An 11303-nucleotide genomic window follows, 5' to 3' on the forward strand; every position below is an offset into this window, starting at 1 on the left:
CGGTAGTTAAGCCTTCCAGCGCCGATGGTACTGCACTCGTGAGGGTGTGGGAGAGTAGGACGCCGCCGAGCATTCTTCGCCTTCAGGGGCACCCGGTTAGTCGGGTGCCCCTGAAGGCTTTTTGCGTTACGGTCCGGTCGTGGCCGAGGTGACGAGACACGACGACCTGGCGGAGTTCTGGGCGCTGACCGGTGACTTCTTCAACGCCGACCCGGTGTTCCACACGATCCCCATCGCGGCGGTCGACCGCCGGCTCAACCACGCCAGTCCGGACGACGAGCCGCCGCTGCTGGTGACCGTCACCGACGACGGCGTCCTGGTGGCCGCGGCACTGCGCACCCCGCCGTGGCCGCTGACCCTGAGCGGGGTCCCGCCGAGGTGGGCGGAGACCGTGGCGGACGCCCTGGCGGGCGACGTGGAGCTGCCCGGCGTCAACGGTCCGCGCGAGTCGGTGGAGGCGTTCGTCGTCGCCTGGGCCGCCCGCACGGGCTGCGGTGCCCGCGAGCACATGGCGTTGCGGCTGTACCAGCTCGGCGACCTCGTCGCGCCGGACGTCCCCGGCTCCGCGCGCCTCGCCACCGAGGACGACCTGGACCTGCTCAGCCGCTGGCGCACGGAGTTCGGCGTCGAGGCCACCGCGCAGGTCCGGGACGACGACAGCGAGGACCGGGCGCTCCAGGCGTTGCGCATCAGCATGACCGCCGGCCACGGTCACCTTCTCTGGTACCACGGCGACACGCCCGTGGCGTGGGCGGGCGCGAACGCGCCGGCGTCCGGCATGTCCCGCATCGGTCCCGTCTACACCCCGCCCGAGCACCGCCGGCACGGCTACGGCGCGGCCGTCACGGCGGCCTGCGCGGCGTGGGCGCGGGAGCAGGGCGCGCAGCACGTCGTCCTCTACACGGACCTGGCGAACCCGACGTCGAACTCGATCTACCAACGGATCGGGTTCCGGCCGGTGGTCGACTCGGCGGAGTTCGTGTTCACCCCGGCCGGTGGCTGAGCAGGTCGCCCGGCTGGCAGTCCAGCGCGTCGCACAGCGCCGTCAGCGTGCTGAACCGGATGGCCCTGGCGCGGCCGTTCTTGAGGACCGACAGGTTGACCACCGTCACGCCGACGCGGTCCGCCAGCTCGGTCAACGTCATCCCGCGCTCGGCCAGCAGCCGGTCGAGGTGCACCTGGATGCTCACACCGTTCCTTCGAGGTCCTCAGCCGCGCCCATGCCCACGATCTTCGCAAGCGACGGCACGGCCCACCCGGCCGACCACCGCTCACACCGTCCCTTCCAGGTCGGCGCGCATCTCCGCGCTCGCCCGCACGATCTTCGACAACGCGAGCACGCCCAGGCCGGTGCCGATCGCCCACCACGGCACGTCCCACTCGAACAGCAGCTGTGACGCGCCGACTCCGGGCAGGACGTGCGCCACCAGGCCGATCCGGGCCGCCGCCTCACCCAGGGTCGCGGCCGGCACGGCGACCAGCGCGAACCACCCGAGGCGGCGCAGCCGGTCCGCGGTCGCGCCGGTGTGGACGCCCTCGACGGCACCCCGTTCGAGCAGTCGCATGAGCAGGAAGAACAGCACGGCGTAGCTCGCGATCGGCGCGACGACGTCCACCAGGTAGAGGACCCGGTCCCCGACGCCCGGCGCGGTCAGGCAGAGGCGCAACGACCCCGCGCCGACCATCACCCCGTCGGCGTGCTCGACCGTGCGGACCAGTTCGCTCCCCGCCTGGGAGGTGACGCACACGGACGTCCCGGCGGACGCGAACGCGATCAGCAGCAGCGCGACCGCCGACCCCACGGTGGTCACCGACCACAGGAGCCGGATGAACGCGGTGAACGGCTGCAACGGGTTGCGCGACACCGCTCACACCGTCCCGTCGAGGTCGGCGCGCATCTCCGCGCCGCTCCGCACCACCTGGACCGACGACATGACATGCCCCCCGCATATCGTTCATCGATGTTATCGGGAAACGATACCCTCGAAGACCTCACGCGTCACGGGTCGGTTGCGGGCGTGGGAGGAGAAGACCAGGGACGTGGTCGTGTCGCCGTACCGCTGGGCCTGCTCCACGAACTCCTCCAGCTCCGCCATCGACCGGCAGACCACGCGCAGCAGCCAGCAGTCGTCCCCCGTCACGTGGTCGGCGTCGCGCACCCGGGCCAGGGTCACCACCCGTTCCCGGAACCGGGGCGTGTCGAGGCTGCGCACCCGCACCCGGACGATGGCCTCGATCGGCAGCCCGAGCCGCTGCGGGTCGACCACGGCGACGTACCCGGTGACGATCCCGGCCTGCTCCAGCCGCCGCACCCGCTCGGTCGTCGCCGGCGCGGACAGGGACACCCGCTTGGCCAGCTCGGTGAACGTCATCCGACCGTCCCGCTGGAGCAGCTCCAGCAGCCTCCAATCCAGATCGTCCAGTTCCACCGTGGAATCGTAAGCGGGACGCCGCGTACGCCTGGACTTCTCCATGGGGATGTTCCCGCCGGTCGGCGACGATCTACCCATGACGAACACGCTCCGCTTCCCCGCCGCCGACCCCGCCGCCGCGGCCGCGTTCTTCGCCGCCGAGCTGGCCTTCGAAGCCGACCCGGACGACGTGGTCCGCGACCTGGCGGCCGGGACCACCGACGGGTTCCGGCTCGTCGAGACGCGCAGCGCCGAGGCGTTCGCGCGGCTCCGCATCCCCGGCGCGATCAACCTCCCGCACTGGGAGATCGACGCGACGACGACCGCCGACTGGGACCGCGACCTCGTCTACGTCTGCTACTGCGAGAGCTTCGAGTGCAACGCCGCCACGAAGGGCGCGTTGGAGCTGTCCCGGTTGGGGTTCAAGGTGAAGCGGTTGGCCGGCGGCATCACGACCTGGCACGCGTCCGGCTATCCCGTGGAAGGTGACGCGGCCCCGGACGACGGCGTGAGCCTGCACGGCATCTCGTGCGACTGCTGATCTAACCTCGGTCGGGTGACGCGACTGCTGGTGCTGCAACCCGACCGCTCCGACCCGCCCGGCCGCCTCGGCGAGTGGCTGACCGCCGCCGGGGCCGAGCTGGACGTGGTGAAGCCCTACGAGGAGCCGGTGCCGGACACGCTCGACGGCTACCGGGGCGTGGTGTGCCTGGGGGGTGCGATGGGCGCGCTGGACGACGTGCGGCACCCGTGGCTGGCCGACGTGCGCCGGCTGCTGTCGCACGCGGTGTCGAAGCGGGTGCCGCTGCTCGCGATCTGCCTCGGCGCGCAGCTCCTGGCGGCGGCCACGGGAGGTCAGGTGCGGCGCAACCCGCAGGGGCCGGAGATCGGCGTGCGGCTGGTCGCCAAGCGGGACGCGGCGAGCGGTGACCCGTTGTTCCACGACCTGCCGTGGACGCCGGACGTGCTCCAGTTCCACGAGGACGAGGTCGGCCTGCTGCCGCCGACCGCGGTGCTGCTCGCGTCCTCCCCGGCGTGCGCCAACCAGGCGTTCCGCCTCGGCGACCACGCGTACGGGGTGCAGTTCCACATCGAGACCACGCCGGAGATGGTTCTCGACTGGGCGGCGGGGTACCCCGACGGTGTGCCGCCGGGTGCCAACCCGCGGCTGCTCGACCCGGAGCGGCTGGCGCAGGGGCACGAGGACATCCGGGAGGTGTGGGAGCCGTTCGCCCAACGATTCGTGCGCCTGGCGGCGGGTGAGCTGACGATCCACCGGAGCCTGCCCCTGGTGTGACGAACGTCCGACAAGGCGAGCGTTCATCGGTTGGACAGGTAGCGTTCACCTCGTAGTCGTGAGCGTTCATCGACCAGACGGGTAGCGTTTACCTTCGACTGTGTCGATTCAGTTGGAGGAATCAGCGTGGATGCCTCGCTCCTCGTCATCATCGTGGTGATCACCGCGTTGGTCTTCGACTTCACCAACGGCTTCCACGACACCGCGAACTCGATGGCGACCTCCATCGCCACCGGCGCGCTGCGGCCGCGCACGGCCGTCGCGTTCTCGGCGGTGTTGAACCTGGTGGGCGCGTTGCTGTCGGTCGAGGTCGCCAAGACCATCTCCGGCGGGATCGTGGACGACGCGCTGATCACGCCCGCGATCGTGTTCGGCGGCCTGATCGGCGCGATCATGTGGAACCTGGTGACCTGGTACGTCGGGTTGCCGTCCAGCTCGTCGCACGCCCTGTTCGGCGGGCTGATCGGGGCGACCTGGGTCGCGTCCGGCGCGGACGCGGTGCACTTCGGCAAGGTCGTGGACAAGGTGGTGGCCCCGGCGATCGCCGCGCCGCTGGTCGCGGGCATCGTGGCGCTGCTCGCCACCTACCTGACCTACCGGCTGACCCGGCGCGGCCGCGCCTCGGTGAACGACAAGGGGTTCAAGGCCGGGCAGATCGCGTCGGCCGCGCTCATGTCGCTCGCGCACGGCACGAACGACGCGCAGAAGACCATGGGCATCATCACGCTCACGCTGATCACCGCGGGCACCCTCGCGCCCGGCTCGGAGCCGCCGCTGTGGGTGATCCTGAGCGCGGCGATCGCGATCGCGCTGGGCACCTACCTGGGCGGGTGGCGCATCACGCACACCCTGGGCAAGGGCCTGACCACGATCGAGGCGCCGCAGGGCTTCGCGGCGCAGACGAGCGCGGCGACCGTGATCATGGCGTCGTCGCACCTCGGGTTCGCGCTGTCCACGACGCACGTCGCGTCCGGCGGGATCATGGGCTCCGGCCTCGCCCGCGAGCGCGACGGCGTGCGGTGGGGCGTGGCGGGTCGGATGGCCGCGGCGTGGGGGTTGACGTTGCCGGCGGCGGGCCTCGTGGGCGCGGTCGCGGGCAAGGTCGCCTCGCTGGGCACGGCGGGCGTGGTGGCCGTGGCGGTGGTCGGGATCGGCGTGTCGCTGGTGATCTGGCTGCTGTCGCGCCGGGAGCCGGTGCGGCCCGAGCACCTGGTGGACGAGATCGCGGCGCAGGCCGAGACGCACAAGGTGGCGGCGTGAAGATCGACTGGGCGGCGTTGGGCGCCGTGTTCGGGGTGAGCCTCGCGGTGGTGTTGGGGCTGGTCCTGCTGTTCTCCGGAGGGCTGCGGGCCTGGTCGGCGCGGGAGGCGGCGCAGCAGCGGCAGGCGTCGACCGCGCTGCCGACGGCCGCGGCGGCGGCCTGCCTGTTGGCGTGCGTGACCGTAGTGTTGTTCGGCATCTACTTGATCGTGGCGGGCTGACCCTCCTGCCGACGTGCCGGCGGGCTACGGTGTTCGTCGATGACCGATCCAGCCCGCCTCCCCACGTCCCCCGCGCGGTTCGGCCTGACCGAGGCGCGCAGCGGTGAACACCTGCGTGCCGCCGGCTGGTGGGAGGGGCGGCGGCCCAGCGAGGGCAACGAACCGATCCTCGTGGCGCTGTCCCGCAGCCCGGACCCGGACCTCGCGCTGCGCGGGGTCGACCGGCTGCGCGTCGCGCTCGGCGACCGGTGGTCCGAGCTGGACGGGGCGCTGCGGGACGGCGAGGCGTTGCGCGGGCGGCTGCTGGCCGTGCTCGGCTCGTCCACCGCGCTGTCGGACTTCCTGATCGCCAACCCGGATCGCTGGCACGGCCTGGTCGACCCGGACCCGGTGGACCCGGCCGCGTTCGCGCCGACCCTGGTCGCCGCGGTGGACGGGCTGACCGGCGCGGACGCCGTGCGGGCGCTGCGGCTGGAGTACCGGGCGCTGCTGTGCCGGATCGCCGCCGACGACCTGGCGCACGTGGTCGAGCCCGAGCAGCGGTACGTCAGCTACGACGAGGTCACGGCCCTGCTGTCGGAGCTGGCCGTGGCCGCGTTGCGGGCCGCGCTGGACGTCGCCGCGCGGCAGGTGCCGCGGTCGGACGAGTGCCGGCTCGCGGTGATCGCGATGGGCAAGTGCGGCGCGCGGGAGCTGAACTACGTCAGCGACGTCGACGTGGTGTTCGTCGGCGAGGGCGACCTGGCCGTGGCGACCCGGCTCGCCGGCGCGCTGATGCAGGTCGCGGGCCAGGCGTGCTTCGAGGTGGACGCGGCGCTGCGGCCGGAGGGCAAGGCGGGCGCGCTGGTGCGCACGCTGGACGGCCACGCCACCTATTACCAGCGGTGGGCGCGGACGTGGGAGTTCCAGGCGCTGCTCAAGGCCCGGCCGGTCGCCGGCGACGAGGAGCTGGGCGCGCGGTACATGGACGTGGTGCGGCCCCTGGTGTGGACGGCCGCAGAACGCGAGAACTTCGTGCCCGACGTGCAGGCCATGCGCCGCCGCGTCGAGGACCACGTGCCGGTGGACCTGACCGACCGGGAGCTGAAGCTCGGCCGGGGCGGGCTGCGCGACGTGGAGTTCGCCGTGCAGCTGTTGCAGCTCGTGCACGGGCGCGGCGACGAGGAGCTGCGCATCACCACGACCACCCAGGCGTTGGCCGCGCTGGGCCGGGGCGGGTACGTGGGCCGCGCGGACGCCGCCGACTTCGGCCGCGCCTACCGGTTCCTGCGCACGCTGGAGCACCGCTTGCAGTTGCAGCGGTTGCTGCGCACGCACCTGTTCCCGGCGGACGACGACGCGGCCGGGTTGCGGTGGCTGGCGCGGGCGGCCGGGTTGCAGGCCGAGGGCGGGCAGTCGGAGAGCCAGGTGCTGCTCGCCGAGTTCCGCAAGCGCGCCAACCAGGTGCGCCGGCTGCACGAGAAGCTGTTCTACCGGCCGCTGCTCCAGGCGGTGGCGAACGTGCCGACCGAGGCGTTGCGGCTGACCACGTCCCAGGCGGCGGCGCGGCTGGCCGCGCTGGGGTACGCCGCGCCCGACGGCGCGTTGAAGCACATCGAGGCGTTGACCCGGGGCGTGTCCCGGCGGGCGCGGATCCAGACGGCGCTGCTGCCCGTGCTGCTGGACCTGTTCGCCACCACCCCGGACCCGGACCGGGGGCTGCTGGCGTACCGGAAGGTGTCGGAGGCGTTGGCCGAGACGCCCTGGTACCTGCGGCTGCTGCGGGACGAGGGCACCGTGGTGGACCGGCTGGCCGCGCTGCTGGGCACGTCGAAGCTCGTGCCCGACCTGCTGGTGCGGGCCCCGGAGGTGCTGCCGCTGCTGGCCGACACCGACGCGCTCGTCGGCCGCGACCCGATGACCATCGGCAACCCGCTGCGCAGCGCCGTGTCCCGCTACAGCGACCTGGACCGCGCGGTGACCGCCGCCCGGTCGCTGCGCCGCCAGGAGCTGCTGCGGGTGGCGTCGGCGGACCTGCTCGGGCTGGTGCCGCTGCGCACGGTGTGCGTGTCGCTGTCCGAGGTGTGGGTGGCGGTGCTGCAGGCCGCGCTGGACGCGGTGGTGCGGTCCTCGGGCGAGCCGTTGGCGTCGATCGCGGTCATCGGCATGGGCCGGCTCGGCGGTCGGGAGCTGGGGTACGGCTCGGACGCCGACGTGATGTTCGTGTGCGAGCCGGCGGCGGGCGTGAGCGACCCGGACGCCGCCCGGTACGCCTCGTCGGTGGTGGAGCAGGTGCGGCGGCTGCTCAGCGCGCCCAGCCAGGACCCGCCGTTGCAGGTGGACGCCGACCTGCGGCCGGAGGGCAGGCAGGGGCCGCTGGTGCGCACGCTCGACTCGTACCGCGCGTACTACGCGCAGTGGGCCGAGCTGTGGGAGGCGCAGGCGCTGCTGCGGGCGCGGGTCATCGGCGGCGACGCGGACCTCGGCGCGCGGTTCATCGGGATGATCGACCCCGTGCGCTACCCCGCGAAGGGCCTGGACGCGAACGCCGTGCGGGAGATCCGGCGCATCAAGGCCCGCGTCGAGGCCGAACGGCTGCCGCGCGGGGCCGACCCGTCCACGCACACGAAACTGGGGCGCGGCGGGCTCGCCGACGTCGAGTGGACCGTGCAGCTCCTCCAGCTCCAGCACTCGTTCGAGGTGCCCGGTCTGCGCACGCCGTCGACCGTGCGCGGGCTGCGCGCCGCGACCGAGGCCGGGCTGGTGTCGCCCGACGACTCCTCGGCGCTGATGGACGCGTGGGTGATGGCCACCAGGGCGCGCAACGCCGTCATGCTCGTGCGGGGCAAGGCCGCGGACCAGCTGCCCACGGTCGGGCGCGACCTGGCCGCGGTGGCGTCGGCGATGGGGCACGCGGGCGACCCCGGCGGGTTCCTGGACGCCTACCGGCGCACGACCCGGCGTGCGCGGGCCGTGGTCGAGCGCATCTTCTACGGTTCCTGAACACTGGGGTTCGTGAAAGCGATCGCGCAGACCGAATTCGGAGATGCCGACGTCCTCGTGGTGCGGGAGCTGCCGGACCCGCCGATCGCGCTGGACCAGGTGCTGGTCGAGGTGCGTGCCGCGGGGGTGAACCCGGTCGACCGGCTGGTGCGCATGGGGTACGTGGCGGGGTCGATGCCGTGCCACTTCCCGCTGGTGCCCGGCTGGGACGTGGCCGGCGTGGTGCGGGCCGTGGGGCCCGCCGTGGACGGGTTCGCCGTCGGGGACGAGGTGTTCGGCTACCAGCGCAAGGACCACGTGCAGCACGGGACGTACGCGGAGCTGGTGGCGGCCACCGAGCGGGGGCTCGCGCACAAGCCGGCGTCGTTGTCGTTCGTGGAGGCGGGCGGGCTCGCGCTGACCGGGCTCACGGCGTTGCAGGCGTTGCGCAAGGTCGGGGTGTCGGCCGGCGACACGGTGCTGGTGCACGCCGCCGCGGGCGGTGTCGGGCACCTGGCCGTGCAGGTGGCGCGCATCCTCGGCGCGTCACGGGTGATCGGCACGGCGTCGCCGCGCAACCACGACTTCCTGCGGTCGCTGGGCGTCGAGCCGGTGTCCTACGGCGACGCGCTGGTGGACAACGTGGCCGAGCTGGTCGGCGGCGACGGGCTGGTCGACGTGGCGTTCGACTGCGTCGGCGGCGCGGCGCTCAACGACTCGCCGGCGCTCGTGCGCGACCCGGCCCGGATCGTGTCCATCGTGGACACCAACGTGCTGGAGCTGGGCGGGCGGTACGCCTACGCCAAGCCCGTGCGGGAGGACCTGGACTGGCTGGCCGGCCACGCGGGCGCGGGCGAGCTGAAGGTCGAGGTGCAGCAGACGTTCCCGCTCGACCAGGCCGCCGAGGCGCACCGGCTGCTGGAGGGCAGGCACGTGCGGGGCAAGGTCGTGCTGACCGTGTGACGGGTGGTGAAGGGCCCTCGTCCGGGCCGAGGGCCCTTCCGCCGGCTCACTCCTCGTGCGGGACGGAGGTGAGCAGTTCGACGATCCACTCCTCGACGAGCGAGTCCTCGGACTCCTCGTCCGCGACGAGCCGGTTCGACACCCGGACGCCGAGACCGAGCACGTCGGCGGCGCCGATCGCCTCGATCGCCTCGGCGGCGGAGTCGAAGATGTTGGTGGACAGCACCTGGGCGGGGGTTGCGACGTCTTCAGACACGGCGCGACCCTAGCCGCCCACCTCGAAAGGGGGATGGGCAGCCCTGGTGTCGACGGCGCGCTCACGGAGGGCTACGCAGCGTCGAACCGGGGTCCGTGCGCATTGACTATCGGCGTTGCTTGTGCCGAGACTATCGACGCTTATGGGGGAGTTCCCCGCGTGCGCCCGGACGAAGGACGTCATGGCCGAGACCCACCGCAGGAAGAGCAACGCGGTCCTGAAGATCAGCCTGGTCGTGCTCGGCGTGCTGGTCCTGCTCGGGGTGATCCAGGCGGTCACCGCGGGCACGGTCGGCGTGGGCGCGCTGAGCGTCACCCTGCGCGAGACCCCCTCGCCCTCGCCGATACCCACCGCCGCGGCCGAGGAGTCCGTCGCGCTGGACGGCGCGGTGGGCGCGGCGCCGTCGTCCTCCGGAGCGGAACCGGCCGCGGAGCCGAAGGTCCTCAGCGGGTCGTGGACGCAGGCGCGCGGCCTGCTCACCGTGGAGGTCACGAAGGTGGAGAACGTGGGCGGCCGGGTCAAGGTGTTCGTCACCGCGGTCAACGCCAGCACCGCGAAGATGGACCTGCCGGTCGCGTCCGTGTCCGCGGTCGACGACACGGGTCGGGAGTACGGGGCGTCGCTGTCGACCAGCCGGTGGCCGGTGTCGATCGGGAACAACGCGGGCATCAACGGCTACCTGGAGCTGGACAAGCCGGTCGGCGCGGAGAGCAGCACGTTCTCGCTCACGTTCGCCGGGATCGTCGGCCGGCTCGCGCCCACCGGCGGCTCGGTCACCGTCACCGGCATCCCGATCCCCAAGTAGGTGGACGTCCTCATCGGTGTCGCGCTGGGGCTGCTGGGCCTGTGGGTCCTGCTGGTCCTGGGCCTGTTCCTGGTCCGGCCGCGCGGCAACGCGCTGACCCTGGCGATCCGCCTGCTGCCCGACGTGCTGCGCCTGGTGGCGCGCCTGGCCCGGGACGACCGCGTGCCCCGTTCGGCGCGCGTGCGGCTGTGGCTACTGCTGGGCTACCTCGCCCTGCCGTTCGACCTGGTGCCCGACTTCATCCCCGTCCTGGGGTACGCGGACGACGCGATCGTGGTCAGCTGGGTGCTGCGCTCCGTGATCCGTTCCGTGGGGCCGGAGGTGGTGACCGAACTGTGGCCGGGCACGCCGGAGGGCCTACTCATCGTGCGCCGGCTGACGCGGACCTAGCGCCACCGGGGCCCCACGCGCGCACGACCCGGTCGAGGACCGTCATGCTCGTGACGACGGCACCGGGCCTCTCCGCCGCGAACCGTTCGGCCTTCCCCGGCTTGTTGGCGTACCCGATCGCCCGGGTGCCCGCCGCGCGGGCGGCGTGCAGGTCGGTGGCGGAGTCGCCGACCAGCGCGCACCTCGCCGGCGGCACCGCGAGGGCCTCGACGGCCTGGCTGACGAGGTGCGGACTCGGCTTGAGCAGGGCCGGGTCCGGCTCCGTGCGGGCGGAAACCGCGTGCACCAGGCCCGCGAGGCCGTGCAGGCGGAGGTAGGCGTCCACGGCTGCCCGGGAGTTGTTGCTGACGACCGCGAGCTTCCGCCCGGTCGCGTGCCAGGCGCGGACGAGGTCGTGCGCGCCCGGCGTCGGGGTCGCGGTGGCGGCGGCTTCCAGCTCGTGGGCGCGTAGCGCGGCCTGGACGGTTCGCGCCTCCTCGACGCCCAGGGTGGCGGCGTGGCGGAAGACGTCGAACGGGTCGCCGGTCCCCTCGATCCCGGCGGGCAGGTCGGCGGCCAGGAGTCGGCGGAGCCGGTCGGCCACGTGACGCGCGGGGAGGTTGGCGAACAGGGCGCAGACGGGGCCGTCGAAGTCGAGCAGGAGCGCGTCGGCGGTCGTGAGGACGGCGTGCGGGGTCACCGCCTCATGGTGTGCCACGGGTTCCGGGCGGGAAGGCCGAGGGCCGGGTGACTGTGGCAG

General features: G+C 73.2%; 14 protein-coding genes. 9 read left to right on the plus strand and 5 right to left on the minus strand.

Annotated features, from left to right (window positions below):
• Nucleotides 1-139: 139 nt before the first annotated feature.
• Nucleotides 140-1003 carry a GNAT family N-acetyltransferase gene (locus tag ACFXGA_RS37340; protein WP_378096933.1) on the plus strand — a complete coding sequence of 288 codons (864 nt, stop codon included), beginning with the start codon at nt 140-142 and terminating at the stop codon, nt 1001-1003.
• Here ACFXGA_RS37340 and ACFXGA_RS37345 read toward each other — a convergent pair.
• The 3 genes from ACFXGA_RS37345 to ACFXGA_RS37355 form a co-directional block, all read right to left on the minus strand.
• A complete protein-coding gene (locus tag ACFXGA_RS37345; RefSeq protein ID WP_378096936.1) occupies nt 984-1190 on the minus strand; it encodes a helix-turn-helix domain-containing protein in 207 nt (68 codons plus the stop codon). The two genes, ACFXGA_RS37340 and ACFXGA_RS37345, sit on opposite strands and share 20 nt — an antisense overlap.
• An 81-nt stretch (nt 1191-1271) precedes the next feature.
• Nucleotides 1272-1865 (minus strand): hypothetical protein, encoded by a 594-nt coding sequence (locus tag ACFXGA_RS37350; protein WP_378096938.1) that lies wholly within the window; start codon nt 1863-1865, stop codon nt 1272-1274.
• A gap of 99 nt (nt 1866-1964) precedes the next feature.
• The gene (locus tag ACFXGA_RS37355; RefSeq protein WP_378096941.1) at nt 1965-2429 is read right to left on the minus strand and encodes an Lrp/AsnC family transcriptional regulator; all 465 of its coding nucleotides are present in this window, start codon (nt 2427-2429) and stop codon (nt 1965-1967) included.
• Nucleotides 2430-2508: 79 nt separating this feature from the next.
• Between ACFXGA_RS37355 and ACFXGA_RS37360 the strand changes: the two genes are divergently transcribed.
• The 6 genes from ACFXGA_RS37360 to ACFXGA_RS37385 all read left to right on the plus strand — a co-directional run bounded on the left by ACFXGA_RS37360 (nt 2509) and on the right by ACFXGA_RS37385 (nt 9113).
• Nucleotides 2509-2952 carry a rhodanese-like domain-containing protein gene (locus tag ACFXGA_RS37360; RefSeq protein ID WP_378096944.1) on the plus strand — a complete coding sequence of 148 codons (444 nt, stop codon included), beginning with the start codon at nt 2509-2511 and terminating at the stop codon, nt 2950-2952.
• A gap of 15 nt (nt 2953-2967) precedes the next feature.
• Nucleotides 2968-3708, plus strand: coding sequence for a type 1 glutamine amidotransferase (locus ACFXGA_RS37365; RefSeq protein WP_378096947.1), 741 nt, complete (start codon nt 2968-2970; stop codon nt 3706-3708).
• Between the two features lie 126 nt (nt 3709-3834).
• Nucleotides 3835-4968: an anion permease gene (locus ACFXGA_RS37370; RefSeq protein WP_378096950.1), complete on the plus strand. Its 1134-nt coding sequence runs from the start codon at nt 3835-3837 to the stop codon at nt 4966-4968.
• Nucleotides 4965-5189: a hypothetical protein gene (locus ACFXGA_RS37375; protein ID WP_378096953.1), complete on the plus strand. Its 225-nt coding sequence runs from the start codon at nt 4965-4967 to the stop codon at nt 5187-5189. Before ACFXGA_RS37370 ends, ACFXGA_RS37375 begins: the two co-directional genes overlap by 4 nt.
• 39 nt (nt 5190-5228) lie before the next feature.
• On the plus strand, nt 5229-8171 hold the full coding sequence (locus ACFXGA_RS37380; RefSeq protein ID WP_378096956.1) for a bifunctional [glutamine synthetase] adenylyltransferase/[glutamine synthetase]-adenylyl-L-tyrosine phosphorylase: 2943 nt from the start codon (nt 5229-5231) through the stop codon (nt 8169-8171).
• A 12-nt stretch (nt 8172-8183) separates the two neighbouring features.
• Nucleotides 8184-9113, plus strand: a complete 930-nt coding sequence (locus tag ACFXGA_RS37385) for an NADP-dependent oxidoreductase (RefSeq protein ID WP_378096959.1) — start codon at nt 8184-8186, stop codon at nt 9111-9113.
• A gap of 46 nt (nt 9114-9159) precedes the next feature.
• Here the strand turns inward: ACFXGA_RS37385 and ACFXGA_RS37390 are convergent, their stop codons facing one another.
• On the minus strand, nt 9160-9369 hold the full coding sequence (locus tag ACFXGA_RS37390) for a hypothetical protein (RefSeq protein ID WP_378096962.1): 210 nt from the start codon (nt 9367-9369) through the stop codon (nt 9160-9162).
• A 142-nt stretch (nt 9370-9511) separates the two neighbouring features.
• On the opposite strand from ACFXGA_RS37390, the gene ACFXGA_RS37395 reads away from it, so the two are divergent.
• On the plus strand, nt 9512-10174 hold the full coding sequence (locus ACFXGA_RS37395) for a hypothetical protein (protein WP_378096965.1): 663 nt from the start codon (nt 9512-9514) through the stop codon (nt 10172-10174).
• Nucleotides 10175-10564, plus strand: coding sequence for a YkvA family protein (locus ACFXGA_RS37400; RefSeq protein WP_378096968.1), 390 nt, complete (start codon nt 10175-10177; stop codon nt 10562-10564).
• Here the strand turns inward: ACFXGA_RS37400 and ACFXGA_RS37405 are convergent.
• A complete protein-coding gene (locus ACFXGA_RS37405; RefSeq protein WP_378096971.1) occupies nt 10536-11243 on the minus strand; it encodes an HAD family hydrolase in 708 nt (235 codons plus the stop codon). The two genes, ACFXGA_RS37400 and ACFXGA_RS37405, sit on opposite strands and share 29 nt — an antisense overlap.
• Nucleotides 11244-11303: the final 60 nt, after the last annotated feature.

It is taken from the genome of Actinosynnema sp. NPDC059335, from assembly GCF_042752395.1.
Taxonomy (GTDB): Bacteria; Actinomycetota; Actinomycetes; order Mycobacteriales; family Pseudonocardiaceae; genus Actinosynnema.